24 protein-coding genes are annotated in these 26,196 nt (G+C 74.4%); 9 read left to right on the top strand and 15 right to left on the bottom strand.

Annotated elements, in window-relative coordinates; genetic code table 11:
- Positions 1-10 precede the first annotated feature (10 nt).
- From JJJ15_RS12750 to JJJ15_RS12740, 3 genes are read left to right on the top strand one after another with little or no spacing between them, the layout of a single operon-like run.
- On the top strand, positions 11-925 hold the full coding sequence (locus JJJ15_RS12750) for a sugar ABC transporter permease (protein ID WP_200510999.1): 915 nt from the start codon (positions 11-13) through the stop codon (positions 923-925).
- Positions 926-936: 11 nt separating this feature from the next.
- Entirely contained in the window at positions 937-2,922 is a 1,986-nt protein-coding gene (locus tag JJJ15_RS12745; RefSeq protein ID WP_200510998.1) for an alpha-amylase family glycosyl hydrolase, read from the top strand.
- A gap of 50 nt (positions 2,923-2,972) precedes the next feature.
- Positions 2,973-3,986 (top strand): LacI family DNA-binding transcriptional regulator, encoded by a 1,014-nt coding sequence (locus tag JJJ15_RS12740; RefSeq protein WP_200510997.1) that lies wholly within the window; start codon positions 2,973-2,975, stop codon positions 3,984-3,986.
- Between the two features lie 35 nt (positions 3,987-4,021).
- Here the strand turns inward: JJJ15_RS12740 and JJJ15_RS12735 are convergent, their stop codons facing one another.
- On the bottom strand, positions 4,022-5,176 hold the full coding sequence (locus tag JJJ15_RS12735) for a glycerate kinase (RefSeq protein ID WP_200510996.1): 1,155 nt from the start codon (positions 5,174-5,176) through the stop codon (positions 4,022-4,024).
- Positions 5,177-5,192: 16 nt separating this feature from the next.
- Entirely contained in the window at positions 5,193-6,596 is a 1,404-nt protein-coding gene (locus JJJ15_RS12730) for a dipeptidase (protein WP_106108961.1), read from the bottom strand.
- Positions 6,597-6,635: 39 nt separating this feature from the next.
- Here JJJ15_RS12730 and JJJ15_RS12725 point away from each other — a divergent pair, with 39 nt between their 5' ends.
- Both JJJ15_RS12725 and JJJ15_RS12720 read left to right on the top strand, forming a co-directional pair.
- Positions 6,636-7,262: a DUF3043 domain-containing protein gene (locus JJJ15_RS12725; RefSeq protein WP_200510995.1), complete on the top strand. Its 627-nt coding sequence runs from the start codon at positions 6,636-6,638 to the stop codon at positions 7,260-7,262.
- Positions 7,263-7,364: 102 nt separating this feature from the next.
- The gene (locus tag JJJ15_RS12720) at positions 7,365-8,372 is read left to right on the top strand and encodes an aldo/keto reductase family protein (protein WP_200510994.1); all 1,008 of its coding nucleotides are present in this window, start codon (positions 7,365-7,367) and stop codon (positions 8,370-8,372) included.
- A gap of 49 nt (positions 8,373-8,421) precedes the next feature.
- Here the strand turns inward: JJJ15_RS12720 and JJJ15_RS12715 are convergent, their stop codons facing one another.
- Positions 8,422-9,468 carry a quinone-dependent dihydroorotate dehydrogenase gene (locus JJJ15_RS12715; RefSeq protein ID WP_200510993.1) on the bottom strand — a complete coding sequence of 349 codons (1,047 nt, stop codon included), beginning with the start codon at positions 9,466-9,468 and terminating at the stop codon, positions 8,422-8,424.
- Positions 9,469-9,698: 230 nt separating this feature from the next.
- Between JJJ15_RS12715 and JJJ15_RS12710 the strand changes: the two genes are divergently transcribed.
- The 4 genes from JJJ15_RS12710 (at position 9,699) to JJJ15_RS12695 (ending at position 12,169) form a co-directional block, all read left to right on the top strand.
- Complete coding sequence (locus JJJ15_RS12710) at positions 9,699-10,652, top strand: MerR family transcriptional regulator (protein ID WP_200510992.1); 954 nt, start codon at positions 9,699-9,701, stop codon at positions 10,650-10,652.
- A gap of 111 nt (positions 10,653-10,763) precedes the next feature.
- On the top strand, positions 10,764-11,234 hold the full coding sequence (locus tag JJJ15_RS12705; protein WP_200510991.1) for a flavodoxin: 471 nt from the start codon (positions 10,764-10,766) through the stop codon (positions 11,232-11,234).
- Positions 11,235-11,277: 43 nt separating this feature from the next.
- The gene (locus tag JJJ15_RS12700) at positions 11,278-11,772 is read left to right on the top strand and encodes a hypothetical protein (RefSeq protein WP_200510990.1); all 495 of its coding nucleotides are present in this window, start codon (positions 11,278-11,280) and stop codon (positions 11,770-11,772) included.
- 4 nt (positions 11,773-11,776) lie between these two features.
- On the top strand, positions 11,777-12,169 hold the full coding sequence (locus JJJ15_RS12695; protein WP_200510989.1) for a DUF488 family protein: 393 nt from the start codon (positions 11,777-11,779) through the stop codon (positions 12,167-12,169).
- A gap of 274 nt (positions 12,170-12,443) precedes the next feature.
- On the opposite strand, the gene JJJ15_RS12690 is transcribed toward JJJ15_RS12695, so the two are convergent.
- From JJJ15_RS12690 to JJJ15_RS12635, 12 genes are all read right to left on the bottom strand, one after another.
- Positions 12,444-12,824 carry a metal-sulfur cluster assembly factor gene (locus JJJ15_RS12690; RefSeq protein WP_106108956.1) on the bottom strand — a complete coding sequence of 127 codons (381 nt, stop codon included), beginning with the start codon at positions 12,822-12,824 and terminating at the stop codon, positions 12,444-12,446.
- The gene (sufU, locus tag JJJ15_RS12685) at positions 12,821-13,390 is read right to left on the bottom strand and encodes a Fe-S cluster assembly sulfur transfer protein SufU (protein ID WP_106108955.1); all 570 of its coding nucleotides are present in this window, start codon (positions 13,388-13,390) and stop codon (positions 12,821-12,823) included. Before sufU ends, JJJ15_RS12690 begins: the two co-directional genes overlap by 4 nt.
- Positions 13,391-13,392: 2 nt before the next feature.
- Positions 13,393-14,718: a SufS family cysteine desulfurase gene (locus JJJ15_RS12680; RefSeq protein WP_200510988.1), complete on the bottom strand. Its 1,326-nt coding sequence runs from the start codon at positions 14,716-14,718 to the stop codon at positions 13,393-13,395.
- A gap of 150 nt (positions 14,719-14,868) precedes the next feature.
- Positions 14,869-15,618 carry a Fe-S cluster assembly ATPase SufC gene (gene sufC / locus JJJ15_RS12675; protein ID WP_106108953.1) on the bottom strand — a complete coding sequence of 250 codons (750 nt, stop codon included), beginning with the start codon at positions 15,616-15,618 and terminating at the stop codon, positions 14,869-14,871.
- 47 nt (positions 15,619-15,665) lie between these two features.
- On the bottom strand, positions 15,666-16,943 hold the full coding sequence (gene sufD, locus JJJ15_RS12670) for a Fe-S cluster assembly protein SufD (RefSeq protein ID WP_200510987.1): 1,278 nt from the start codon (positions 16,941-16,943) through the stop codon (positions 15,666-15,668).
- Between the two features lie 61 nt (positions 16,944-17,004).
- Positions 17,005-18,438 carry a Fe-S cluster assembly protein SufB gene (sufB, locus tag JJJ15_RS12665; protein ID WP_106108951.1) on the bottom strand — a complete coding sequence of 478 codons (1,434 nt, stop codon included), beginning with the start codon at positions 18,436-18,438 and terminating at the stop codon, positions 17,005-17,007.
- On the bottom strand, positions 18,435-19,211 hold the full coding sequence (locus tag JJJ15_RS12660) for a helix-turn-helix domain-containing protein (RefSeq protein WP_129591459.1): 777 nt from the start codon (positions 19,209-19,211) through the stop codon (positions 18,435-18,437). Before JJJ15_RS12660 ends, sufB begins: the two co-directional genes overlap by 4 nt.
- 382 nt (positions 19,212-19,593) lie before the next feature.
- A complete protein-coding gene (locus JJJ15_RS12655) occupies positions 19,594-20,289 on the bottom strand; it encodes an NUDIX hydrolase (RefSeq protein WP_106108950.1) in 696 nt (231 codons plus the stop codon).
- Positions 20,286-22,088, bottom strand: coding sequence for a CTP synthase (locus JJJ15_RS12650; RefSeq protein WP_200510986.1), 1,803 nt, complete (start codon positions 22,086-22,088; stop codon positions 20,286-20,288). Before JJJ15_RS12650 ends, JJJ15_RS12655 begins: the two co-directional genes overlap by 4 nt.
- Positions 22,085-23,197: a glycosyltransferase family 4 protein gene (locus JJJ15_RS12645; RefSeq protein WP_246742297.1), complete on the bottom strand. Its 1,113-nt coding sequence runs from the start codon at positions 23,195-23,197 to the stop codon at positions 22,085-22,087. The genes JJJ15_RS12650 and JJJ15_RS12645 overlap by 4 nt, the downstream gene beginning before the upstream one ends.
- 191 nt (positions 23,198-23,388) lie before the next feature.
- Complete coding sequence (locus JJJ15_RS12640; RefSeq protein ID WP_348641479.1) at positions 23,389-25,251, bottom strand: lipid II flippase MurJ; 1,863 nt, start codon at positions 25,249-25,251, stop codon at positions 23,389-23,391.
- Between the two features lie 20 nt (positions 25,252-25,271).
- Positions 25,272-26,162, bottom strand: a complete 891-nt coding sequence (locus tag JJJ15_RS12635; protein ID WP_200510984.1) for a hypothetical protein — start codon at positions 26,160-26,162, stop codon at positions 25,272-25,274.
- Positions 26,163-26,196 lie beyond the last annotated feature (34 nt).

Below are 26,196 nucleotides of genomic sequence, written 5' to 3'. Positions count from 1 at the left end.
AAGCATCACCATGGCTAAGACCGAATCCATCACCGGCCCCGACGGCGCCCCCGAGATCGAGATGAACCGGATGCCCTTCGGGCGCTGGTTCCGCGAGATCGGCTGGCGCCACGTCATCGGCGTCCTCGCCATCCTCTTCGCGGCCTTCCCCGTGCTCTACGTCATCTCGGCCTCGTTCAACCCCCTGGGGACCGTGGCCTCGACGAGGCTCATCCCCACCCGGATCAGCCTCGTCAACTACCAGACCCTCCTGTCCGGCGCCCGCGGGCCGTTCCTGCGGTGGTACCTCAACACCATCATCGTGTGCTCCATCGTGGCGGCCTCGCAGATCTTCCTGTCCGTCCTGGCCGCCTACGCCTTCAGCCGCTTCCGCTTCAAGGGGCGCCGCGGCGGGCTGCTGGCGCTGCTGCTCATCATGATGTTCCCGGCCATCCTGTCCATGATCGCCCTGTACAACATGATCTCCCAGATCGGCGACATCGTCCCGGTCCTGGGCCTGAACACCCTCACCGGGTACTGCCTGGCCCTCATGGGCGGGGCCCTGGGCCAGGTCTGGCTCATCAAGGGCACGTTCGACACGATCCCCAGGGAGCTCGACGAGGCCGCCATTATCGACGGGTGCACCCACTGGCAGGTCTTCCGCATCATCCTGCTGCCCACGCTCAAGCCGATCCTGGCCACGACCTTCCTGCTGTCCTTCGTCGGAATTATCAGCGACTTCCTCCTGGGCTCGATCTTCCTGACCGACAACTCCAAGAAGACGCTGGCCGTGGGCCTGTACGGCCTGCTGTCCGGCGACCGGTCCAACAACCTGGGCCTGTTCGCAGCGGGCGCCGTGCTCACCATGATCCCGGTCATCGCCCTCTTCCAGTTCCTCCAGCACTACATCGTCGGCGGCGCCACCGCGGGCGCCGTCAAGGGCTGAGGCCGCGGCCCGTGCCCGCTTCCGCAACACGGCCGTCCGGCGTCGGGAGGACCATCGGGTCCGTCTCGACGCCGGACGGCGTCGCGGGGCTCCTGGCCGAGCCCCACCACGACACCGGCCCCTCCTTCCTCACCGGGACGCGCCACCCCGGCGCCCGCCTCACCGCCAGGCTGTGGGTGCCCGCCGCCCGCCGCCCCGAGCAGGTCATCCTGCACCAGGTGGTCGACGGCGAGCCCGTCGTGACCCCCATGACCCGGGCGGGCGCCACGGCGGCCGGCTCCTGGTGGCAGGGGACGGTGGCGCTCCTCAACCCCCTCAACCGCTACCGCTTCCTGCTGCTGGAGCCCCGGGGCCCCCGCCCCTACCTGTGGTACCACGCCGCGGGCCTGAGCGACCACGACGTCCCCGACGCCACCGACTTCAAGGTCCTGGCCCACGACGACGCCCCCCAGTGGGTCCTGGACGCCATCGTCTACCAGGTCTTCCCCGACCGCTTCTCCCGCTCCGGCCACCTGCGGCAGGCCCCCGACTGGGCCGTCCCCCACGCCTGGGGGACCGAGCCCCCCGACGCCGGGGACGCCGCCAGCGCCGCCTGGTACGGAGGTGACCTCGACGGCGTCGTCTCGCGGCTGGACTGGATCCGCTCCCTGGGGGCGGACACCGTCTACCTCACCCCCGTCTTCCCCGCCCGCTCCGCGCACCGCTACGACTCCACGACCTTCAGGCAGGTCGACCCGCTCCTGGGAGGGACCGAGGCCCTGACCCGGCTCAGCCGGGCCCTGCACGCCCGCGGCATGAGGCTCGTGCTGGACCTGACGACCAACCACACCGGCGTGACCCACGAGTGGTTCAGGGCGGCCACCTCCCGCCCCGACGCCCCCGAGGTCTCCTACTACTCCTTCACCCGCTATCCCGACCGCTACGACGCCTGGCTGGACGTGCCCAGCCTCCCCAAGCTCAACCACCAGGACCCCGCCCTGCGCGACCTGCTGGTCAGGGGCCCCGGCTCGGTGACCGCCCAGTGGCTGACGGGGCCCGTGGAGGCCGACGGGTGGAGGGTGGACGTGGCCAATATGACCGGACGCCTGGGGCAGGTGGACCTCGCCCACCAGGTCGCCGAGGACATGCGCGCCACCATGCGCCAGGTCAGCGACACCACGGGGCGCCCCACCTGGCTGGTGGCCGAGCACGGCCACGACGCCTCCCGGGACCTGGAGGGCCCCGGGTGGCAGGGGACCATGAACTACCTGGGCTTCACCCGGCCCCTGTGGAGCTGGCTGGGCGACCCGGACCCCGCCGACAACCTGACCTGGCTGGGCATCCCCACCTCGATCCCCCACCTGCCGGGCGACGCCGTCCTCCAGGGAGTCCGCCTGTACGCCGCCCACCTGCCCGCCAGCTCCTGGGCGCGCTCCATGAACCTCCTGTGCTCCCACGACACCCCCCGGGTACGCACCGTCGTGGGCTCCCGGGCCAACCACCTGGTGGCGGCGACGGCGCTGTTCACCGCCCCGGGGGTCCCCACCGTCTTCATGGGCGACGAGCTGGGCGCCACCGGCCGCACCGGGGAGCACTCCCGCACCACGATGCCCTGGGCGGACGGCGGCGACAGCGACGGCGCGACCGTGGGCGAGCGGGGCTCCTGGGGCCCGGTGGACCAGGTCGTGCTCTCACGCTACCGCCGCCTGGCGGCCCTGCGCCGCCGTCTGGTGGCCCTGCGCCGGGGCGGGACCCGGCTCGTCCACGCCGGGCCGGACATGGTGGCGTGGACCCGTACGCACCCCGCCGGCGACGTCCTGGTGGTCCTGGCCCGCCGGGCCTGCGACAGTATCCTGGTGCCTCTGCCCGCTCTGCCCGCCGGCGGGGTCGTGGAGCGCCACTGCCTGGACGGCGTGAGCGTCGTGCACGACCAGGAGGAGGCCGTCGTGCGGGTGGGTGCCACCGGCCCCGGATCCGCCGTCGTCCTCCTGGCGCCACCCGGGGGACCGCGTCAGTGACGGCGACCCCTTACCGTGCCGACTCCCGGACCACCGACTAAGGACCAGTCATGTCCCAGCGCATCACCCTCGCCGACATCGCCGGGCAGGCCGGCGTCTCCACCGCCACCGTCTCCCGGGTGCTCAACGGCAAGGACAATGTGGCCGACACCACGAGACGTCAGGTCCTGGTGGCCCTCGACCTGCTGGGCTACGAGCGCCCCGAGTCCCTCCACCAGGCCTCCCGGGGCCTGGTGGGGCTGATCGTCCCCGAGCTGTCCAACCCCATCTTCCCCCTGTTCGCCCAGGAGATCGAGCAGCTCCTGGCCTCCAGCGGGCACACCCCCCTGCTGTGCACCCAGGCCCCGGGGGGGACCAGCGAGGACGAGTACATCGAGATGCTGGTCGAGCGGGGGGTGGCCGGCATTATCTTCGTCTCCGGACGCCACGCCGACACCACCGGCGACGTCACGCGCTACCACCGCCTGCGGGAGCGGGGGGTGCCGATCGTGCTGGTCAACGGCAACGCCCCCACCGTGACCGCCCCGGGCTTCGCCACCGACGACCGGACGGCGGCCCGCATGGCCGTGGAGCACCTGATCGGCCTGGGCCACCGGCGGATCGGGCTGGCCATGGGGGCGGCCCGCATGGTGCCCGCCCAGCGCAAGCGCTCAGGCTACGTCCAGGCCATGGAGGCGGGGCTGCCCGGTGAGCGCCTGCGGATCGTGGAGACGCTCTACTCCTACGAGGCCGGCACCACCGCCGCCCATGCGCTCCTGGCCCAGGGCTGTACCGCGGTGGTGTGCTCCTCGGACATTATCGCCCTGGGCGTCATCCAGGGGGCGCGCTCCCAGGGGCTGACGGTGCCCCGGGACATATCCGTCATCGGCTACGACGACACCCTCCTCATCCCCATGACCAGCCCGCCGCTGACCACGGTGCGCCAGCCGGTGGCCAGGATATGCCGGGCGGCGGTGAGCACCCTGCTGGACCAGATCCGCGGCGAGAAGGTGGCCGAGGTGGAGATGCTCTTCACCCCGGACCTCATTGTGCGCGGGTCGACGGCGGTCGCGCCCCCCGCCTGAGCGCTGGCGTCCCGCCTGAGCGCCGGGCCCGCGGCTCAGCGCGACCAGGTACGGGCCAGCCGGGCGCCCGCGCGCCGCAGCGCCTCCTCCAGGCCGTGGGGGTCCGGCCACCCCTGGCCCAGGGTGAGCAGACCGCCCAGGCCGGCCTGGGCGAGCTCGGACCGGGGCAGACGGGCCCGGCCGGCCACGAGGACCGCGGGCAGGGCCGTGGACGCGGCCGCCTGGCCGGCCACCACCGGCACCGAGTCCTCCAGGAGGGTGTAGGCCTCCCCCACGGCCGTCACCACCAGGTCCGCGCCGGCCACCTCCTGGTCCAGCCCCACCAGGCCGGAGATGACCCGCGGCCCGGGCAGGGCCCGTGCCCCCAGGGACCGCAGCACCAGGGCGCATCCCCCCGCCGCCCCCGTGCCCCAGGCGGTGGCCCGCACCACCTCGCCTTCCGCCAGCCCTCGTGGCACGAGGTGTACCGGCCGCGGCGCGGGCCCGGACAGCCCGGCGGCCAGTGCCACCGCGGTGGTGCAGGCGGCGCGGTCGGCCTCCTGGATCACCGCGGGCTCCAGGTCGGTCAGGCTGGCCAGCTCCCGGCCGGCACCGGCCACGCCGCCCAGGGCGGTGGTGTCGGCCAGGGCCAGGACCAGGTCGCGCCCGGAGGCGACGTCCTGGGCGCCCTCCACCCCTCCCAGGGCCTGGACGAGCCCGGAGCCGCCGTCGTGCACGGCGCTGCGTCCCAGGCCCACCACCAGCGTGTCCCGCCCGCCGACAAGGTCCAGCGCCCCCGCCAGGGCCTGCCCCAGGCCGCGGCTGGAGCCCCGCAGGAGGTGCAGGCCCGCCTGGTGGGGGTCGGCGGGCAGGGCCAGCAGGCTCCCGGCGTCCAGGAACCAGGTGGACGGGCAGGGGGCGCCCTGACGCGGGGCGGTGAGGCAGAGGAGGTCCACCGGGCGCTCCCCGCCCAGGGGCCCGGCCACCTCGAGCCTGTGGGAGCGTGTCACCCCCCTGGGCCAGGAGGCGGCGCTGCCGGCCCCGCCGTCGGGCAGGGCCAGCAGGCGCAGCACGTCACGGGGGCGGGCGCGCGCCCAGCCGTCGGCCAGGGCGCGGGCCACCCGGTGGGCGGGCAGCCCCGTGCCGGCACCGGCCAGCGGTACGCCCCGCGGCTCGGGGTACATCCCGCCGGGGGCGAGCAGGACGCGCACGCTCAGCCCGTCCCGCTCACGGGGCGATAGCGCCGCCCAGGCGGGCCAGGAGCAGGGTCTGGGCGACCACCACGTTCTCCAGGTCGCCCAGGTGCATGGACTCGTCCTCGCTGTGGGCCCGGGTGTCGGGGTCCTCGATGCCGGTGACCAGGACCTGGGCGTCGGGGAAGGTCTGCTGGAGGGTGGAGATGAAGGGGATCGAGCCGCCCTGGCCGATGGTGACGGCCCCCGTGCCCCAGGCGGTGGACAGGGCCCAGCAGGCGTCCCGCCCGGCCGGGGTGTCCGCCGAGCCCTGGAAGGCGGGGCCGGTCTCCCCGCAGCTCAGGGTCAGCCTGGCCCCGAAGGGCACGTGGGCGGCCAGGTGGGCCTCGAGGGCCTGGCGGGCGGCCAGCGGGTCCTGGCCGGGGGCGATGCGCAGGGACAGGCGCGCGGTGCAGGAGGGGGACAGGACGTTGCCGGCCAGGTGGAGGGGGGTGACGTCCATGCCGATGACGGTCAGGGCCGGCTTGGTCCACAGCCGGGCGGTGAGGTCGCCGGTCCCCACGAGCTCCACCCCCTCCAGGACCCCGGAGTCGGCGCGGAAGGCCGCCTCGGTGTACTCGGGGAAGCCGGGAGCGGCCTCGGGGCGGGCGACCAGGCCCGGGACGGCCACGTCCCCGGCCTCGTCGTGCAGGGTGGCGAGCAGGCGGCACATGGCGGTCACGGCGTCGGGCAGCGGGCCGCCGTACTGGCCGGAGTGCAGGGCGTGGTCCAGGGTGTCCAGGCGCACGTCGACCTGGACCACGCCGCGCAGGGAGGTGGTCAGCGCCGGGGTCCCCACCGTCCAGTTGGAGGAGTCGGCCACCACGATGACGTCGGAGTCCAGGCGGTCCCGGTAGGTCTCCAGGAAGGTCCGGAAGGACGGGCTGCCGACCTCCTCCTCACCCTCGATGAAGACGGTCACGGTGCAGGGCAGCTCACCGCACAGGGACAGCAGGGTGCGCAGGGAGTGGACGTGGGCCACCACCCCGGCGCCGTCGTCGGCGCTGCCGCGCCCGTAGAGGCGCCCGTGGCGCTCCACGGCGGTAAAGGGGTCGGGCTGGGCCCACCCCTGCGGGTCCCCGACGGGCTGGACGTCGTGGTGGGCGTAGAGCAGGACGCGCCGGGCGCCCTGGGGGCCCTGCCGGTGGGCCAGGACGGCGGGCCGCCCGGGCACGCCCCCCGGCCCCGTGACGGACAGGACCTCGGCCTCCAGCCCGGCCTGGCGCAGGAGGCCGGCCACGTGCCGCGCGGAGCGGGCCACCTGGGCCTGGTCGTGGCCGTCGGCCGAGACCGAGGGGATGGCCACCAGGTCGGTCAGGTCGGAGACGACCGCCGGGAAGGAGTCGTGGACGGCGGCGCGGACGGCGTCCACGCTCACGGTGGGGGTGGTTGGGCTCATGTGCGCAGGGTATCGCGCGCCACCGGCTACCCTGGGGACGTGAAGCTGTTCAAGAAGCACGACGAGGCGCCCCCGGAGGATCCGGCCCCCTCCCCCGCGCCCCTCAGGCCCGGTCAGAGCGCCCGCAAGGGGCGCCCCACCCCCAAGCGCAGGCAGGCGCAGGCACGCGGCGTGCACCCGGTGGTGCCCACCGACCGCAAGGAGGCCAGGAGGCAGGAGCGGGCCGCCCGCGACGCCGCCTGGAAGCGCCAGCAGGAGGGCATGCGCGCTGGCGACGAGCGCTACATGCCCACCCGGGACAAGGGGGCGATCAAGCGGTACATCCGTGACTACGTGGACGCGCGCTACAGCATCGGCGAGCTCGCCCTCCCCCTGGGGATGCTCGCGATCATGCTGACCATGTTCATCAGCGCCGAGTTCGTCAGCACCCAGGTCCGCCTGTGGGTCGGGTACACCATGCTGTTCATCTACCTGGCGTTCATGGCCATGATCGTGGACCTGTTCGTGTGCTGGTGGCGCCTGCGACGCCGCCTGGTGGCCAAGTTCGGCGCGCAGAAGGTCTCCGCCGCCAGGAGGCTGCGGTGGTACACCTTCAGCCGCTACACCACGATGCGGATCATGCGCATCCCCAAGCCGCAGGTGAGCCGGGGCCAGTACCCGAGCTGACCGGGCCCGGCGCCCCGCCGTATGTCAAGCCCCGTTCGCTCAGCGCCCGCCCCGGGTGCGGCCCTGGGCCCGGCAGGTGCCCCGGATCGCTAGAGTTGGGCCATGGTTGCGTACCGACACCTTGGCAGCTCCGGGCTGAAGATCACGGAGATCACCTACGGCAACTGGCTCACGCACGGCTCCCAGGTGGAGGCGGACACCGCCATCGAGTGCGTCCACACGGCCCTGGACCTGGGGATCACGAGCTTTGACACCGCCGACGTCTACGCCAACGGCGCCGCCGAGGAGGTCCTGGGCCGGGCCCTGGCGGGGCAGCGCCGCGAGTCCCTGGAGATCTTCACCAAGGTCTACTGGCCGGTGGGTCCCATGGGCGCCAACGACGTCGGTCTGTCCCGCAAGCACATTATGGAGGGCCTCAACGCCTCCCTGCGGCGCCTGGGCACCGACTACGTGGACCTCTACCAGGCCCACCGCTACGACTACGAGACGCCGCTGGAGGAGACCATGGCGGCCTTCGCCGACGTGCTGCGCAGCGGCAAGGCGCTCTACATCGGGGTCTCGGAGTGGACGGCGGACCAGATCCGCTCCGGCCAGGAGATGGCCGGCCAGATGGGGTTCCGCCTGGTGTCCAACCAGCCCCAGTACTCGGCCCTGTGGCGGGTCATCGAGGAGCGCGTGGTCCCGGCCTGCAGCGAGCTGGGCATGGGGCAGGTCGTGTGGTCCCCCATGGCCGAGGGGATCCTGTCGGGCAAGTACCTGCCCGGCCAGCCCGCGCCGGAGGGCTCGCGGGCCACGGACTCGCGCGGCGGGGCGAGGATGATCTCGCGATGGATGCGCCCGGAGGTGCTCAGCGCGGTCCAGGCGCTGCGGCCCGTCGCCCAGGACGTGGGGCTGTCAATGCCGCAGCTGGCGATCGCCTGGGTGCTCCAGCACGACTTCGTCTCGGCCGCCATCGTGGGCGCCTCCCGCCCCTCCCAGCTGGCGGAGAACGTCCAGGCCTGCGGCGTGAGCCTGCCCCAGGACGTCATGGAGGCCGTTGACGCCGCCCTGGGCGAGGTGGTCGAGCGCGACCCCGACCGGACCCAGTCCCCCAACCCGCGTCCCGCCTAAGGCGCCCCGGGCCCCGGCCAGCAGCTGGCCCGCCCGGGCGGGTGGGCGCTCAGCGGGCCGGGCGGCGGGTGGCCAGGGCGCGGTTAATGCGGCCGGGCCAGGCCGGGCCGTTGTAGATAAAGGCGGTGTAGGCCTGGAGCAGGTCGGCCCCGGCGTCGAGCATGAGCTCGGCGTCCATGATCGAGCTGATCCCGCCCACCCCGATAATCGTGGGCCCCTCACCGAGGCGGTCGCGCAGGCGGCGCACCACCTCCAGGGAGCGCGGCAGCAGGGGCGCCCCGGACAGGCCGCCCTCCCCCAGGTCGTGGTTGACGGTCGTGTTGGTGGCCACCACCCCGTCCAGGCCCATGTCCACCACCAGGTCGGCGACGGCGTCGATATCGGCGTCAGCCAGGTCGGGGGCGATCTTGACCAGGAGGGGCACCCTCCGGTGCGCGGCGGCGTCGGCGGCCTGGCGTACGGCGGCCAGAATGGGGCGCAGGGACTCCACGGCCTGCAGGCTGCGCAGGCCGGGGGTGTTGGGGCTGGAGACGTTGACCACCAGGTAGTCCACCCAGCGGGCCACGGCGGAGGCGGAGTAGCGGTAGTCCTCCACGGCGTCCTCAAGCGGCGTCACCTTGGTCTTGCCGATATTGGCGCCCACTACCACGGCCCGGCCCCGGCGGGTGGAGCGCAGGGCGCGCAGGCGCCTGGCGGCCTCGTCGGCCCCGGGGTTGTTAAAGCCCATACGGTTGCGCAGGGCGCGGGTGGCCGGGTAGCGCCACATGCGGGGCCTGTCGTTGCCCTCCTGGGCGCGGGCGGTGAAGGTCCCGACCTCGATAAAGCCGAATCCCAGCAGGTCCAGGCCCTCCACGGCCCTGCCCTCCTTGTCCATGCCCGCGGCCAGCCCCAGGACGCCGGGGACGGGACGGGCCAGGGGCCCGCCCTGGTTGGCGCTGGGCACGGGGAAGGCGGGGCGGCGTCCCCAGGCCTGGCGCACGCAGTCGCGCAGGAAGGGGATCCTGCCGGTGAGCGCGATACCTTCCATACAGATGTCGTGGATCAGCTCAGGGTCGATGTGGCTGAAGACGGTCTTGTACAGCAGGTCGTAGAACACCCCTCTAGGGTACCCCGCCCGGTGCGGGCCCCGTCACCCTGCCGCCGGGCCCGGGCGGGGGAGCCGGGGCGAGGGCAGGTACCGGCGGAGACGTGCCCGGGCGCGGACCCCGTCCCCGCAGGCGGTGGTGCACGGGCCAGGGCGTGCACGGAGGCCCGGACGGGGGCATGGGCGGACGCCCGTACGGATACCCGCCGGGCCGTAGCCCCGGGGCGTGCCACACTGTGGGCGTGCGTGTTGCGGAGATTGCCAGGCTGACCGGGACCACGGTGCGCACGGTGCGCTACTACCACTCCCTGGGGCTGCTGCCCGTACCGCCCGAGCGCGGCGGGTGGCGCGACTACGAGCTGGCCCACGTGGCCCGCCTGTCACGGATCCGCTGGCTGGTGCAGGCCGGCGTCCCGCTGGCGGCCGTCGGCCGGATTATTGAGCGCACCGACCCGCCCGGCGGGCCCGGCGGGCGCGCACCCGGTGCGGACCGCCGCCCTGGCGCCCACCGGCCCGGTGCAGGCCGGCCCGGCGGGAGCGCGGAGCCTGCCAGCGGCGCGGGCGGAGCGGCTGACGGCCCCCGCGCCGCACCTGCTACCGGAGCCGCGCCCGGTACCGAGGAGGCCACGGACCCGGTGGTGGAGGACCTGGCCGGGGCGCTGGAGGCCGCCCAGGCCCACCTGGCCGAGGTGACCCGGCAGCGCGACATGCTGGCCGGGCTGCTGGAGCGAGCCCGGCAGGGGATGACGGTCTCCCCCATGCCTACGGCAATGGTCTCCTTCTTCGACCGCCTGGAGGCCGCCGCGCCCGACGAGCGCACCCGTGCCGCGGTGCGCCGCGAGCGCGACGTCACCGACCTGGCCTGCTACCGCGGCCAGATGCCGCCGCAGGCCGAGGCGCTCTTCCACGGGCCTGACCCGCTGAAGGACGCCGAGGCGCTGGCCGCCTACGGGCAGGACCCGGCCTGCCTGTCCGACGAGGAGGTGGCCCGGAGAGCCGGGCAGGCCGTCAGGCGCCTGGAGTCCTACCTGGACGCCGCCCTCCTGAGGCAGCTGGCGCGCACCGTGGACGAGGACCTGGTGAGGTCGTTCTTCCGGCTGCTGGCCGCCGTGGACTCCTCTGACGACCGCGTCACCGCCGCCCTGGAGGAGCAGTTCTTCGCCGCGATCAGGCGGTGGCGCGAGCCCGCCCCGTGACGGTTTGCGTGCGACGTGGCGTCACACCTCACGATGGGCGGGTGCCGCGGCGCCCAGGCCGCCGCACCGGTCCACAGGGCCAGGAGTCAAGGAGAGCAAGAAGAGGGAGTAATGAAGGCGCTGCTGATCGTGGAGTCCTGCTTCGGGAGCACCCGGGCGCTGGCCGAGGAGGTCGCCGCCGGCCTGCGGGAGGGCGGGGCCCAGGCCGACGTCGTCCCGGCCGCCCGGGCCGCATTAACGGTGTCGGGCGACGTCTCCCTGCTCGTCCTGGCGGCCCCCACCCACAACCGGGGGCTGCCGACCCCGGCCTCCAGACACTCGGCCCGGAGCCGGGGCGGGTCGCCTGAGGAGCCCGGGATGCGCGAGTGGCTGGGTGCCGCCACCATCCCGGACGGGACGCGGGTGCTCGCCATTGACACCGTCACCCGGCGCAACTGGGTCAGCGGCTCCGCCGCCAGGCAGGTCGCCAGGATGCTCAGGCCCAGGAGCGTGGGGACCCGCAGCTTCGTCGCGGGCTCCCGGGGTCCCCTTAACGAGGGCGAGGCACGGGCGGCCCGCGCCTGGGGCGCCGGGCTCCTCTGAGCCCGCGTGCACGTCTTCCGGTCAGTCGCAGAAGGAGTACCCCATGACAGAGACCTCGACAGAGTCCCGCCCCCGGGCAGGGGCGCCTGCCCGGGTGGCGGTGGCCGCCGGCGTCGTCCTGGCGGCCGCGGCCCTGGTCGACCAGCTGGCCGGGCACTGGACGGCCCGCGACAGCGAGGCGCACTACGCCCCCCTGGGCACGGTCCCCGACCCGAGGGTGCTGACGACCCTCATGGCCGTCAGCGCCCTGGTCTTCGCCGCGTGCATGTACCCGGCGGTCCGTCAGGCCCGGCGGGGCCGCCACGGGCTCGCGGCGCTCACCTCGGGGGCGTGCGCCCTCACCTGGGGCGCCGTCGCCGCCGTGGCGAGCCTCGCCTACGAGTACGGCGACTACGTCCTGTCCCCCGCGTGGCGGCTCGGGCCCTGGCTGCTCCCCCTGGCGGCCCTGGTCGCCGCGGTCCGTTCCGTCAGGGCGCTCCGGGCACTGGGTGCGCGACGGCGAGGTGGTCCCACCCCCGGCCTGCCGGGGCTAGGGTAGGGCCATGAGCAGTCTTCCTGCGGCCGAGAACGTCGTCATTAAGGGGATCCGGGAGGAGGCGGCGGAGGCCGACGGGTACCGGGTCCTGGTGGACCGGCTCTGGCCCCGGGGCGTGAGCAGGCAGCGGGCGGCCCTGGACGGGTGGGCCAAGGACGCCACCCCCAGCACCGGCCTGCGCCGGGGCCTGCACGACGGGACGGTGCCGTGGCCGGAGTTCGTGGCGGACTACCGCGCCGAGCTGGGCCGCACCCCTGGTGCCGAGGCGGTCGCCGACCTGCGCCGCCGGGCGATGTCGGGTCGGGTCACGCTCCTGGTGGCGGCCCACGACCGGGTCCGCTGTCACGCGCGCGTCCTGCGCGAGGCCGTCCTGGGGGTCGCGGACCCGGACCTGCCCTGAGGCGCGCCGTTGCACATTCATCCTGGGGTCCCGGCAGGGCCAGTGGCGTCATTCCAACGATATCCCGGCCCAGAAGACGTCCAGGAACACAATGAATGTGCAACGGCGCCCGCGTTGCACATTCATTCTGCCTCCCGGCCCCCGGTCCGCCCCACAGATCCGCGTGATCACGCGATTCTATGATCGCGGTTTGTAAAAAGAATGTGCAGTTCCACCAGCTGGGGCACCCTGGCACGAGGCCAAGGGGCTCACGGGGCACGGCCCCGGCCCGGGCTCAGACGTTGAAGCCCAGGGCCCGCAGCTGCTCGCGCCCCTCGGGGGTGATCTTGTCCGGGCCCCACGGCGGCAGCCAGACCCACTGCACCCGGACCCTGTCGGCAATGAGGGACAGGGCCTGCTGGGCCTGCTCCTCGATCATGTCGGTCAGCGGGCAGGCGGCGGTGGTCAGGGTCATGTCGAGGACCACCGTGCCGTCGGGCTCGATCGAGGTGCCGTAGAGCAGCCCCAGGTCGACCACGTTAATACCGAGCTCGGGGTCGATGACGTCGCGCAGGGCCTCCTCGATGGCGGCCGCGTCCGCGGCCGCCAGCTCGGCCGTCTCCGGGGTGTGCTGCGCGGCCATGGGGTTGTCGCTCCCGACGGGGCTCGTGCTCATAGGTCCTCCTTGGTCTTCGGTGTCTGGGGGTCGGTGTCGTCGTGGTCGGCCGGGCTGACGGCGGCGGGCGCGGAGCTGGCGGGAGAGGGGCCGGCAGGCCCGTCCTGCCCGGGACGCTCCAGGACCGCCCCGGCCTTGGCCAGGGCGTCCTTGAGGGCCATCCACCCCAGCAGGGCGCACTTGACCCGGTTGGGGTACTTGGAGACCCCCTCGAAGGCGGCGGCGTCGTCCAGGTCGTCCAGGACGGTGTCCTCCACGCCCCGCCCGCGCGAGTGCATGAGGGCGTCGAAGTCGGCCTCCAAGCGGGCCACGGTGGCCAGGTCGGCGCCGGAGACGAGGTCGTGCATGACCGATATGGAGGCCTGGGAGATGGAGCAGCCCTGCCCGTGCCAGCCCAGGGCGGTGATGCGGCCGTCCTCCACGCGCAGGGCCAGGTCCACCTCGTCCCCGCAGGTGGGGTTGACCTGGTGGCTGGTGGCGTGGGGGGAGTCCACGTCCCCCTCGCCGTGGCGCTCGCGGGAGTGGTCGAGGATGACCTGCTGGTAGAGCTGGTCGAGGTCGTTCATGCTCACCTCTGGAAGTAGGAGCGGACGGAGGCCACCGCCTCCAGGAAGCGGTCCACCTCCTGGGGCGTGGACGTGGGCCCCAGGGACACGCGCGAGGAGGCGTGGACGCCGAAGTGGGCGTGGAGGGGCTGGGCGCAGTGGTGCCCGGTGCGCACGGCCACGCCCACCGCGTCCAGGACCTGGCCCACGTCGTGGGGGTGGACCCCCTGGAGGTCGAAGGAGACGACGCCGATACGCTGCTCGGTGTCCCCGGGCCCCAGGACCCGCAGGCCCTCCACCCTGCCGGCGCCCTCCAGGAGCCTGGCGGTCAGCGCCTGCTCGGTGGCGTGCAGGCGGCCGGGGCCGATGCCCGCCAGGTAGTCCACCGCGGCCCCCCAGCCCACGGCCTGGGCCAGGGGCTGGCTGCCGGCCTCGAAGCGGGCCGGCGGGGGCATGTAGGTGGAGGAGCCCATGGTGACGACCTCGATCATGGAGCCGCCGGTCAGGACCGGGGGCATGGCCGCCAGCAGGTCGGTGGTGGCCACCAGGGCGCCGATCCCGGTGGGGCCGAGCATCTTGTGGCTGGAGAGCACCATGGCGTCCACCCCGGCGGCGCTCAGGGAGGCGAAGTCCAGGGGCAGGTGGGCGCCGGACTGGCAGGTGTCCAGCAGCACCAGGGCGCCCACCTGGCGGGCCCGGGGCAGGATCTGCTCCAGGGGGCTGACCGCCCCGGTGACGTTGGAGGCGTGGGTCAGGGCCAGGATCCGGGTGCGCTCGCCCAGCACGTCCAGGGTCCCCAGGTCAATGCGCCCCTGGGCGTCCAGGTCCAGCCAGCGCAGGGTGGCGCCGGTGCGCGCGGCCAGCTCCTGCCAGGGAACCAGGTTGGCGTGGTGCTCGGCGCGGGTGACCACGATCTCGTCGCCGCCGCGCAGGGCCAGGCGCCGGGAGGGGTCGTCGTCGGCGCGGTGCCCCGCCCCGCCCGCGGCCGGGCGCCCGGCGCTGGCGTGGCCGACGGCCAGGGCCACCAGGTTAATGGCCTCGGTGGCGTTCTTGGTGAACACCAGGTTCTCCCCGCGGGCCCCCACGAAGGCGGCCACCGCCTGGCGGGCGTCCTCCAGGGCGGCGGTGGCCTCGTCGGCGAGCTGGTAGGTGGAGCGTCCGGCGGCTCCGTTGGAGCGGCGGTAGAACTCGGCCTCGGCGGCGATGACGACCTCGGGCTTCTGGGACGTGGCCCCCCAGTCCAGGTAGGCCAGGGGCCGCCCGTCGCGGCCGGGGCGGGCAAGGAAGGGGAAGTCGGCGCGGACGGCCTGGACCTCGGCGGCGCTCAGCGCGATGGGCTCCTGGGTCATGGTGCCTCCTGGGCGGGTGGTAGGTGGGTGGGTGCGGGGCCGGCGCACCAGCGGAGCTGGCGCACCAGGAGGGCCGGCGCAGGAGGGCCGGGGCAGGAGGGCGGCGCGCCGGCGGGCGCGGGATCGGCTCCCCGGCGCAGCGGCCGGCCCTCAGGCCAGGTAGCGGTCGTAGCCCTCGCTCTCCAGGCGCTCGGCCAGCTCGGGGCCGCCCTCCTCGGCCACCCGGCCGTCCACGAAGACGTGGACGTGGTCGGGCTTGATGTAGCGCAGGATGCGCGTGTAGTGGGTAATGAGCAGGAACCCGGCGTCGGTGGTGGCGTGGAGGCGGTTGACGCCCTCGGAGACAATGCGCAGGGCGTCGATGTCCAGGCCGGAGTCGGTCTCGTCCAGGACGGCGAAGCGGGGCCTGAGCAGCTCCATCTGGAGGATCTCGAAGCGCTTCTTCTCCCCCCCGGAGAAGCCGGCGTTGACGTCGCGCTGGGCGAAGGAGGGGTCCATGCGCAGGCGCTCCATGGCCTGCCCGACCTCCTTGACCCAGGTGCGCACCTTGGGGGCCTGCCCGTCGATGGCGGTCTTGGCGGTGCGCAGGAAGTTGGCGACCGTGACGCCGGGGACCTCCACCGGGTACTGCATGGCCAGGAACAGGCCCGCCCGGGCGCGCTCGTCCACGCTCATCTCCAGCAGGTCCTGCCCGTCCAGGAGGACCTCGCCGTCGGTGACCTCGTAGTCGGGGTGGCCGGCGATGGAGTAGGCCAGGGTGGACTTGCCCGACCCGTTGGGGCCCATAATGGCGTGGACCGTCCCGGAGCTGACGGTCAGGGTGGCGCCCTTGAGGATGGGCTTGGGGCCGTCGTTGGTGGCGACCTGGACGTGGAGGTTGTTGATCTGCAGAGTGCTCATGGCTGGTTCCTTGAAGTCAGTACGGGGGGTCGGTGCGTGGGGCCCGGTCACCTGGAGGCCGGGTCCTGGGCGCGGGCCGCGATGAGCCCGGTGAGCTCCAGCTCGCGCTCGATGGCGCCCATGAGGTGCTCCTCGACCTCCGGGACGCCGATCTCGCCCACGATCTCGCCGAAGAAGCCCAGGACCACCAGGCGGCGGGCCTCGGCCTCGGGGATGCCGCGCGCACGCAGGTAGAACAGCTGCTCGTCGTCGAAGCGGCCGGTGGCGCTGGCGTGCCCGGCGCCCTCGATATTGCCGTTCTCGATCTCCAGGTTGGGGATGGAGTCCGCCTTGGCGCCGGGGGTGAGCACGAGGTTGCGGTTGAGCTCGTAGGTGTCCGTGCCGCGGGCAGCGGCCCCGATGAGGCAGTCCCCCACCCACACCGAGTGCGCGCCCTCGCCCTGGAGGGCGCCCTTGTAGGTGACCCGGGAGTAGCAGTGCGGCTCGGTGTGGGCCACGTAGGGGCGGTGCTCCAGGTGCTGCCCGGCGTCGGCAAAGTACACGCCGTAGGCGTCAATGTGCCCGCCCTCGCCGGAGAAGATGAAGTCGGGGGCGATCCTCACGTCCCCTCCCAGGGAGACGACGACGTGCTTGAGGGTGGCGCGCTCGGCCACCCGCACCCGGTGGTTGGAGGCGTGCACCGCCGCGTCGTCCCAGTCCTGGATGGTGACCACGGTCAGGTCCGCGCCGGGGGCGACGTCGATCTCCACGGTCTGGGTCAGGGTGGCGGTACCAACGTGGTCCAGCAGGACGGTGGCCCGGGAGCCCTCCCGGGCGGTAATGAGCAGGTGCTGGGCAGCAGGCGTGGCGGGCGCCGCGTCCGGGCCGCCAGCGTCGGGAGCACTGGCGTCGGGGGTGCCGGTCACGGTCAGGCGCACGGCGCGCTCCAGGTGGGCGCCGGCCTCGACGGTCACCGCCGTGGAGGTGCGGAAGGCCGCCCAGGCCACGACGCCGGTGCGGTCCACCGGCTCGCCGATCCTGCCCAGGTGCGGGTCGTCGCGCCCCAGGGTCCGGACCGTGACGCCGTCGGGGGCGTCCACGCCCGTCCTCAGGGCCCCGGTGGCCTCGGCCTGCCGGGTCCCGGCGGACACGGCGTCGAGGTCGAACAGCGGCCTGAAGCGCCTCATGGGGGTGAAGCGCCACTCCTCCTCCCGCCCGCGCGGCACCGGGAAGAGGTCGGGGTCGAAGGAGGTGGGGCGGTCGGCGCGGGAGGCGACGTAGCGTGGGGCGCCGTGGCTGTGGGCGCCCTCCAGGGCGGCCCGCGAGTGGTCGGTGGTGAGATCCATTGAGTAGCTCCTGTGCCGCTGACGGCTGCTGGGTATCCGGTCGGGTGCGGTCGCTGGCGGGTCAGCCCACGGAGTTCTCCATCTGCAGCTCAATGAGGCGGTTGAGCTCCAGGGCGTACTCCATGGGCAGCTCACGGGCAATGGGCTCGACGAACCCGCGCACGATCGTGGCCATGGCCTCGGTCTCGGTCAGTCCGCGCTGCATGAGGTAGAAGAGCTGGTCGGCGCTGACCTTGGAGACCGTGGCCTCGTGGCCCATCTCGACGTCGTCGGTGCGCACGTCCACGTAGGGGTAGGTGTCGGACCGGGAGATCTCGTCCACCAGGAGGGCGTCGCACAGCACGTTGGACTTGGCGTGGTGGGCGTTCCTCATAATCTGCACCAGCCCGCGGTAGGCGCTGCGCCCGCCCTGGCGGGAGATCGACTTGGAGACGATGTGGCTGGAGGTGTGGGGCGCCATGTGGATCATCTTGGCCCCGGTGTCCTGGTGCTGGCCCTCCCCGGCGAAGGCGATGGACAGGGCCTCCCCGCGGGCGTGGGGGCCCATGAGGAAGACGGCCGGGTACTTCATGTTCCGCTTGGAGCCCATATTGCCGTCCACCCACTCCATGGTGGCCCCCTCGGCGCAGGTGGCGCGCTGGGTGACCAGGTTGTAGACGTTGGTGGACCAGTTCTGGATGGTGGTGTAGCGCACCCGGGCGTTCTTCTTGACTATGATCTCCACAATGGCGGCGTGCAGGGAGTCCGAGGAGTAGATGGGCGCCGTGCAGCCCTCCACGTAGTGCACGTAGGAGTCCTCGTCGGCGATAATGAGGGTGCGCTCGAACTGCCCCATGTTCTCGGTGTTAATGCGGAAGTAGGCCTGCAGGGGGATCTCCACGTGCACACCGGGGGGCACGTAGATGAAGGAGCCGCCGGACCACACGGCCGTGTTGAGGGCGGCGAACTTGTTGTCACCGGCGGGGATAATGCTGCCGAAGTACTCGCGGACCATCTCGGGGTACTCGCGCACGGCGGTGTCGGTGTCCACGAAGATGACGCCCTGCTCGGTGAGGTCCTCACGGATCTGCTCGTAGACCACCTCGGACTCGTACTGGGCGGCCACCCCGGCCACGAGCCTCTCGCGCTCGGCCTCGGGGATGCCGATGCGATCGTAGGTGGTCCTGATGTCCTCGGGCAGGTCGTCCCAGGAGTTGGTCGGGCGGTCGGTGGCCCGCACGTAGTACTTGACCGCGTCCAGGTCGATCTGGCTCAGGTCCACGCCCCAGGTGGGCATGGGCTTGCGCAGGTAGATCTCGTAGGCCTTGAGCCGCTTGGCGAGCATCCACTCCGGTTCGCCCTTAATGGCTGAGATCTCCCGGACGACGGACTCGTCCAGCCCCCGCCTGGCGGCGGAGCCGACCTCGTCGGAGTCGTGCCAGCCGAAGTCGTAGCTGGTGGAGATCGAGTCAATGATCTCGTCGTCGGTGCGAGGAGCCTCGGTCGGGGCTGTCATCGGGTTCCTTCCGTGTTCTGGGTGCGGGCCCCGCGCGCCGGACGGGATCCGCGCGCGGCGGTACCGCGGTCGGCGGCTCGTCTGTCCGCCGCGCGCGCGGCGCGGGTACGTAGGGTGGGCATGGCGATGGGCACGTGCGTGGTGCACACGTGCTCCCCGCCGGCCAGGGTGGCCAGGCGCTGGACCGGGACCCCCAGGAGGCGGGAGAAGGCCTGCGTCTCGGCGTCGCACAGCTCGTGGAACTGGCCGGCGACGTCGCGCACCGGGCAGTGCCCCTGGCAGATCTGGACGGCGAAGGTGCCGTCCCCCACGTCGCGCACGGTGGCGGCGTAGCCGTCCAGGGTCAGGGCGTCGGCCAGGGCCTGGGCCCGGTCCGAGGGGTCCTTCCCCGCCGCCTCGACGATCGGCATGTAACGCCGTTCCAGGTCTCGGCCGCGCGCGGCGGCGAAGGAGTCCACCGCCTTGGTCCCGCCCACCTGGCTGAGGTAGCCCAGCGCCCGGTTGGCCAGGTCGGCGTAGCCCTCGGCGAAGGAGGTACGGGCCATGGCCGTGGCCACGTAGTGGCGGGCGGGGCGTCCCCGGCCGCGCTTGCCGCCCCCGGCGGGGGCGTGGACGGTGATCTCGGAGCGCTGCTCCAGGCTGGTAATGTGCCGCCTGACCGCGGCGGGGGTCAGGCTGAGGATGTCGGCGAGCTGGGCCGCGGAGATGGGGCCCTTCTCCACGATGAGGTCCAGGACCTTGGCTCGGGTGGACTCGTCGTCGCCCTTGCGCATGGCTGCTCCTCTCCGCGTCACGGCGGTGCGTAGGGGTGGCTCGGACGGGCCCGGACGGCGCCGTCGGCAGGGTGGCGGGGCCGGGCGGCCCGATTCGCTTGACGCACCAGATTTTACCCAAAATACTTGTTCCGTTATTCCTGGGACGCAAGTCCCGAACAGGGTGTCAGAACGTGGTATCGGGCACGCCGGAAGGGCGCGTGGCACCCCGGTGCCCGCCGCCGGGCGCCCGCTGGCTGCCAGCCGCTGGCCACACGCCGGCCGCCCGGAGGGGCCCGGCTGCACCGCGGCGGCCCACGCCGCGCCACCCCACGGCCCGCCGCGCCACCCCACGGCCCGCCGCGGCGGCCCACGCCGCCGGGCGCCCGCCGCCGGCCGGGGGTCAGCCCCAGGGACCCCGGCCGTGCAGGCTCCGGGGGCTGCGCAGCCAGGGGGCGTCGGGGCCGCGCAGGCCCTCCCAGCCCCGGGCGCGGGCCTGCACGGCGGACAGCACCCCGATCATGGTGGCCGGGTTGTGCAGGGCCCCGGACAGGACCGCGTCCACGGCCCGGTCCAGGCGCACCCAGCGGGGCACGAACTCGGCCTCCTCGGCCTGGCGCTCGACCCGCTCCCCCACGGGCAGCAGGCTCAGGCCCCGGGCCAGGAAGACCCGCACCCCCTCGGTGGCAAAGCCCGGGGAGGCGTAGAAATCGGTCAGGACGTGCCAGCTGGCGGCCCGGTAGTCGGTCTCCTCGGCCAGCTCGCGCTGCGCCGCCGCCACCGGCGCCTCCCCGGCCACGTCGAGCAGGCCGGCCGGGATCTCCCACAGGGCGGCGCGCACCGGGTGACGGTACTGGCGGACCACGAGCAGCTCGGCGGCCCCGTCGTCCTGGGAGGAGTCCGGCCCCTGGCGCAGGGCCACCACGGCGACGGCGTCGTGGTGGGCCACGACCTGGCGGGCCACCGGCTCCTGGCCGGGCCCCAGGCGCACGTGGTCGGCGTCCACGGCGAAGATGGGCCCGCACCACACCCGCTCGTGGGCGGTGGTCTGGCGTTCCTGGGGCTCGTCGGCCAGGGGCTGGGGGTCGGGGGTGGTCATGACGCCTCTCCTTGGGCTCGGTGGTGGTCGGGGGCCGGGGGCTGGGCCGCTGGCTCCGTGGCAGAGGCCTCGGGGGTCCGCGCCCCGGCCCGGGGTACCGCCCTCCCCGGGTCCGGCAGGCGGCTGCGCCGGTACTCCAGGCCCGCGGCCACCAGGGCCGCGAACAGCGGGTGGGCGCGGGTGGGACGGGACCTGAACTCCGGGTGGGCCTGGGTGGCCACGAAGTAAGGGTGCAGCCGGCGGTCCAGCTCGACGAACTCCACCAGGTCCCCGTCGGGCGAGGTGCCGGTGACGCGCAGGCCCACGGAGGCCAGGCGCTGACGGTAGGCGTTGTTGACCTCGAAGCGGTGGCGGTGGCGCTCGCGGACCCGGGTGGTGCCGTAGGCCTGGGCCACGAGCGAGCCGGGGACCAGCACGGCGTCGTAGGCGCCCAGGCGCATGGTGCCGCCCAGGTCCCCCGCACCGGAGACGATCCCGCGCTGGGAGTCCATGGTGGCCACCACCGGGTCGGGGGTGCCCGGCTCCATCTCGGTGGAGGAGGCCTCCGACAGCCCCAGCAGGCTGCGGGCGACCTCGATGACCGCGCACTGCAGCCCCAGGCACAGGCCCAGGGTGGGGACCTGGTGCTCCCGGGCCCAGCGCAGGGCTCCGAGCTTGCCCTCGATGCCGCGCACCCCGAAGCCGCCGGGCACCACGACCGCGTCCACCCCGGCCAGGGCCTGCTGGGCGCCCTCGGGGCTCTGGCAGGTGTCGGAGGCGACCCAGCGGACAGCCACCTGCGCACTGTGCTCGAACCCGCCGTGGCGGACGGCCTCGGTCACCGACAGGTAGGCGTCGTGAAGATCCACGTACTTGCCCACCAGGGCCACCTCAAGGTGGTGCTCCGGTGAGTGGACCCGTTCCAGCAGCCCGTTCCACTCCGTCCAGTCCACGTCCCGGAAGGGCAGGGCGAGGCGCTGGACGAGGTAGGCGTCCAGGCCCTCGTGGTGGAGGGTGGGCGGGACGTCGTAGATGCTGGCGGCGTCCGGGCACTCGATGACGGCGGCGCGGTCCACGTCGCACATGAGGGCGACCTTGTCCTTGACGCCCTCGGGCAGGGGCCGGTCGGCACGCAGGACCAGGGCGTCGGGCTGGATGCCGATGGAGCGCAGGGCGGCCACCGAGTGCTGGGTGGGCTTGGTCTTGAGCTCCCCGGCGGCCTCAAGGAAGGGGATGAGGGAGACGTGCACGAAGGCCACGTTCTCCCGCCCCAGGTCGGCACGGACCTGGCGGGCGGCCTCCAGGAAGGGCTGGGACTCGATGTCGCCCACCGTGCCGCCGATCTCGGTGATAATGACGTCGGGCACCTCGCCGTGGGCGTCGGGGGCGGCCTGGGCGCGCATGACGCGCTTGATCTCGTCGGTGACGTGCGGGATGACCTGGACGGTGTCGCCCAGGTACTCCCCGCGCCGCTCCCTGGCGATGACGGTGGAGTAGATCTGGCCGGTGGTGGCGTTGGCCGCACCCGTGAGGTCCACGTCCAGGAACCGCTCGTAGTGGCCGATGTCCAGGTCGGTCTCGGCCCCGTCGTCGGTGACGAAGACCTCACCGTGCTGGAAGGGGTTCATGGTGCCGGGGTCGACGTTGATGTAGGGGTCAAGCTTCTGCATGGCCACGGAGATGCCCCGGGCCCGCAGGAGGCACCCGAGGCTGGAGGCCGTCAGTCCCTTGCCCAGGGAGGAGACCACTCCCCCGATGACGAAGACGTGCCGGGGGACGGCTGGCTGGTTCCCGCGCGGGCGGGCAGACGCACTGATCACGGGACTCCAACGTAGCACCGGGACGAGCCGGTGGCGTGGGGAGGCGTCCCCGGCCCCAGCGCCTCGGTGAGCTGGGCGGCCAGGTCCGCCTCCCCTGGCAGGGTCGCGGCCGCCGCGGCCGCCCGGGCCCGGGCGGACTCCAGGGCGGCGGGCTCACTGAGCAGGCCGGTGACGGCGTCGGCCAGGGCACGCGCCCCGGGGGCCACCAGGAGCGCCCCCCCGCGTGCGGTCAGGGCCGTGCCGCCCACGTCGGTGGCCACGACGGCCGCCCCGGCGCGCAGGGCCTCCTGGAGGGTCAGGGGCTGGCCCTCCCACAGGCTGGTGAGGACCACCAGGTCGCTGGCCCCCATGAGCGCGGGCGCGTCCTCGCGCCGCCCCACCAGCCTCACCGGCAGGTCCTCGGCCCTGACCCGCTCCCGGGCGGCCCGCCACCCCGGCCCGTCCCCGGCCACCACCCACCCCAGGGGCGGGCAGGTCCCGTCCGCGACCCGCTCACGCAGGATCCCCGCGGTGTCCAGCAGCAGGTCAAGGCCCTTCTGCGGGGCGAGCCTGGCGACCGTCAGCAGCCGCCGCCCGTCCCCCCACACCTCCTCGGCCCCGCCGCCCCCGGTCGGGGGCGGGGCGGCGGGTGCGGGGACGACCGCGAGCCCCACGGCCCTGGCCCCCCGGTGGCGGGCGCGCTCAGCCAGGTCCGGGCTGACGGCCAGGACCAGGTCCGCCCGGCGTGCCACCACCCGCTCCAGCACCTCCCCCAGGGCGCGGGTGGTCCGGGAGCCCACGGGCAGGTTGTGCAGAGTCACCACCAGGCGCGCACGCCCCCGACGGCGCCCCAGGGCCAGGGCGGCCAGGGCCCCGGCCCTCAGCCCGTGGGCGTGGACGACGTCGGCCCGGCGCGCCAGACGGCCCAGGCGGCGGAGAACGGCCACGTCCTTGGGCGAGGGCCGCGACCCGATCTCCAGGGCCTGCCCGCGGGCCGCCCCCAGGTCGAGCCCGGTGAGCACGCCGGTGGGAGCGGCGGCCAGGACCTGCCAACCCCGCCCGTCCAGGACCCGGACGCACTGCCCCAGGTGGGCGCGCACGCCCCCGGCGGCCTGTCCGCTGACCTCCAGGACCCGTCCGGACCCCGGACCCCCGGGCCCCTGACTCCGGCATCCCTGACCCCGGCCTCCCGGGCCCCGGACCCCGGACCCCGTCTTCCCTGACCCCGGTTCCCCGGGCCCCGTCTTCCCTGACCCCGACTCCCCGGACCCCTCCAGGACCTCCCGGGCCCCGGCCCCCGGGCCGCCCTCCCGTAGTGCGCTCACGGCTGCTCCTTCCCTGCTACCTGCTCGTCCCGGGCGCCACCCGCCCGGCCCTTGGGCGACGCCCCCGTACCCGTGCGCCCACGGCGCGTGAGCAGGCCCAGGACGGTGGGGTCGCAGAGGTTGACGGCACCCAGGGTCACCCCGGCCGTGCCCAGGGCGCCTGCTGCCGCCGCCCCCGCCCCCAGCAGGGCGCTGCCCGCTCCCGGCCCGGATCCCAGGGCATTGGTGAGCCAGCACACGTTCCAGCCCACCGCGGCGGCCACCGGCGCCCCCACCGCCAGGGCGCGCAGGCTCGGCCCCAGGACCCCGCCGCCCAGGGCCCGGGCCAGGACCGCCAGGAGCCCCGCCCCGGCCACCACCATGCCGGTGCTCTGCCCCAGGCCCACGCCCAGGAGGGTCGCGGCCCCGTCCCCGCCGTCGGACAGGGCCCCCACCCCGGCCCACGAGCCCCCGGCCACCACCAGCCAGCCCACGGCGGTGACCACGGCGGCGCCGGTGGAGCGGTCCATGGCGAACAGGACCCGGGTCACCTGGTAGACGAGGGCGTAGCCGACGAGCCCGGGGGCCATGGCCACCAGGGCGGCGCCCATGCCGGTGACGTCGGCCAGGAGGGAGAACAGGCGCTCGGCTCCCGCCGAGACGGCCAGGAGCGCCCCGGCCCCGGCCACGGCCACGGCCGTGACGGCACCGGTGGAGCGGGCGGCCAGATCCCGGGCCCCAGGGGACGGGGCCGGGCCCCCGCCGGGCCCGACGGGCCCGACGGACTCGCGGGGCCCGCCGGGCCCGCCACCCCGGCTACCTGCGTCACCTGTATCGCCTGCGTCGCCTGTATCGGCGGAGCCGGGGGCGTCACGTCCTGCGCCCGGGGACCCGAAGGCCGCTGCCAGGCGCGGGTAGAGGACGGTGGCCACCGGGACCACCAGGACGGCGTAGGGCAGCACGTAGACCGCCTGCGTGTACTGGTAGACGGCCACGGTCCCGGTGCTCCCGCCCCACCGGGCCAGGGCCAGGACCACCAGGACGCTGACCTGCTGGGCCACCAGGGTGACCACCCCCGCCCCGCCCAGCCGCAGGGCCCGCCCGGCCACCGCGCGGTCCAGGCGCGGTACGGGCCGCAGCCGGATCCCCAGGCGCGCCACCGGCCAGACCAGGGGCAGGCTCAGGGCCGCCACGCCCGCGGTGGTCCCCCAGCCCAGTACCCGCAGGGCGGCAGGACCGGGCGTCTGCGAGCCGTGGGCCATGGCGCCGTAGACCCCGTAGGTGGCCATGACCACGAGGCTGGAGAGCACCGGGGTCAGGGCGGGCCAGGTAAAGCGTCGGTGGGCCTGGAGCACGCCGGTGAGGACCACGCCCACCCCGTAGAGCGGCACCTGGAGGGCGAACATGCGCAGGAAGCTCGCGACCAGGCCGACCTGGGTGGCCGCGTCGGCCCCCTGGGAGACGGGGAAGAGCCGGGCCACCGGGTCGGCCAGCAGCGCCAGGCCCGCCCCTAAGGGCAGGAGCACCAGGAGCACGACGCCCAGCAGGCCGCTGGCGGTCTCCTGGGCCTGGCGACGCCTGCCGGCGCTGGTGGCGGGGGCCAGCAGGGGCACGACGGTGGCCGCCAGGGCGCCGCCGACCACCACCTCGTACAGGACGTTGGGGACCTGGTTGGCGGTGGCGTAGGCGCCCGCCACCGTCCCGGCGCCCACGGTGGAGGCCTGCACCACCCACCGCAGGAAGCCCAGGGCGCGTGAGGCCAGGGTCAGCCCGGCCACGCCCCCGGCGGCGCCCAGGACCCCGCCGGGGCCCCCCGGTGCCGGGTCCCGCCGGTCCGGGGCCCTCCCGGCGTGGTCCCCCGCGCCGGGAGGTGGGACCACGCCGCCGTCAGGCGTCCTCCTCATAGACGCCCGCAGCGGTCCAGGGCGTCCAGGAGGGGGGTGGACTCAATGACCTGGGTGAAGGAGACCTTCTCACTGGCCAGGACCAGGGCGGTGGCGGTCCCGGCCGCCACGACGCGCAGGAGGTGGCAGGGGTGGGCCGCCAGGGCGGTCCCGACCAGGGCCCCCAGGGCGTTGGCGCCGGTGTCCCCCAGCATGGTGCGTTCCATGAGGTCCTCGGGCAGGGTCGCGGCCGCGGTGCCCAGCGCCCCGGAGGCGAGCAGGCGTGACGCCCCTCCGCCCGCGAGCAGGGGGAGGCACACCACGACGGCGGCCTTGGCCGCCCGCCCCGGACGCAGGTCCAGCAGGTTGAGCAGGTTGGCCCAGGAGGCGATGACCACGGCCGAGCCCGCCGCGTCCACCACCGTCGCCACCAGGCCCCCACCGCGCCCGCGCGCCAGGAGCACGCCACCGACCAGGGCGCCGGAGCCAATGACGGCGACCTTGACCACGCCGGTCGTGACCCGTCCACGGGCCAGGGCCCGCAGGTGCCCGCGCAGGCCCTTGGCCGGGGACGGGCCGTCGTGGGCCCCCTGGTCCAGGTCGTCCAGGAGCCCCGCGCCCCCCGCGGCCGCGGTGGCTACCACCGCCGCCAGGGCCGGGCGGGCGGGCGCGGCGCAGGCCCGTCCCAGGCGGGCACCGGCCGTCACGGCCCCCGCGGCCGCCCCCAGCCCGCCGCGCAGGCTGACGGTACGGCCGTGGAAGTTCACCCGCCCCAGGTGCCGGGCCGCCCCGGGAGCCAGGGCCAGGGCCAGGTTGCCGGCCCAGGTGGCGCCCGCCGCGACCAGGGCCATGCGGGCCGGGGAGCAGGGGCGTGGGGCGTGGGGGCTGCGCCGTCGTGCGTAGGACATGGGCCAAGGCTACTGCGGGCGCGCGCCCCCGGCC

It is taken from the genome of Actinomyces sp. HMT897 (assembly GCF_016626125.1).
GTDB lineage: Bacteria > Actinomycetota > Actinomycetes > Actinomycetales > Actinomycetaceae > Actinomyces.
The sequence above is the reverse complement of the archived record's forward strand: the minus strand, read 5'-3'. Positions and strand labels throughout refer to the sequence as shown.